Annotated in this window: 1 protein-coding gene; it reads right to left on the reverse strand. The window is 48.6% G+C overall.

Annotation, left to right across the window (positions count from 1 at the left end; translation table 11 throughout):
- The coding region (locus tag R8N49_RS28510; RefSeq protein ID WP_318190621.1) for an aconitase family protein at positions 1 to 613 on the reverse strand (613 nt) is incomplete at both ends.

The raw sequence follows: 613 nt of genomic DNA on the forward strand, positions 1-613 counted from the left end.
ACTGTAAAACCCGCAGCAGAACGCTCAGCTGACGCAGCAGACAGATCGAATGCTTGCTCAACCGTTAGTGTTTCTAGACCTTCAATCTCAAGGATACGACCAGAGAATTCATTCACTTTACCGGCTTTTTCAACAGTCAGTAGACCTTGTTGAATCGCGTAGTAAGGGATGGCATGAACTAGGTCACGAAGTGTGATACCCGGTTGCATCTTGCCTTTAAAGCGAACCAAAATTGATTCAGGCATATCCAATGGCATAACGCCTGTTGCCGCTGCGAATGCAACCAGACCAGAACCAGCTGGGAATGAAATCCCTAGCGGGAAACGAGTATGCGAGTCGCCACCAGTACCGACAGTATCTGGCAGTAGCATACGGTTTAGCCACGAGTGGATAATGCCATCGCCTGGACGTAGAGAAACACCGCCACGGTTCATGATGAAATCAGGAAGTGTATGGTGAGTATTCACGTCAACTGGTTTAGGGTACGCAGATGTGTGACAGAACGACTGCATAACTAGGTCTGCTGAGAAGCCAAGACACGCAAGGTCTTTAAGCTCATCACGCGTCATAGGGCCCGTTGTATCTTGAGAACCTACAGTTGTCATCTTAGGCT

The organism is Vibrio sp. 1978, from assembly GCF_033344345.1.